The sequence below is a fragment of the Stenotrophomonas sp. 3diitr2024 genome (assembly GCF_042136455.1).
Classification (GTDB): Bacteria; Pseudomonadota; Gammaproteobacteria; order Xanthomonadales; family Xanthomonadaceae; genus Stenotrophomonas; species Stenotrophomonas sepilia.
In genome coordinates, this window is the sequence record NZ_JBHHMJ010000472.1 from 1 (window position 1) to 315 (window position 315).

The following is a 315-nucleotide window of genomic DNA, read 5'->3' on the forward strand; positions in this document are numbered from 1 at the left end:
AAACGGCAAGGCGGCGGTGATGGCGATGGGCTGCTACGGTATCGGTATCTCGCGCGTGGTGGCTGCCGCGATCGAACAGAACCATGACGATGCCGGCATCATCTGGCCGGACGCGATGCAGGGTGCCCTTTTCGGTACGCACCTGCTCGACGAAGGCGCTGAAGCCGGCAGCACGGACCTTGTCACGCAGCGCATTGGCATCGCTGGCAGGGGCTTGTGGTCGTCCCACCAGCCGATACCGGCCACCAGCACCAGCCCAAGGCTGGCCACCAGTACTGTCGGCGTGCTCTCGGGCCAGGCCCAGATGGCCACGGC

Annotated in this window: 1 protein-coding gene; it reads left to right on the forward strand. The window is 66.3% G+C overall.

All coding sequences use genetic code 11. The features are described from left to right. Positions 1–315 (forward strand): hypothetical protein (locus tag ABGA94_RS11890; RefSeq protein ID WP_375367373.1); only part of this gene is annotated, 315 nt, incomplete at both ends.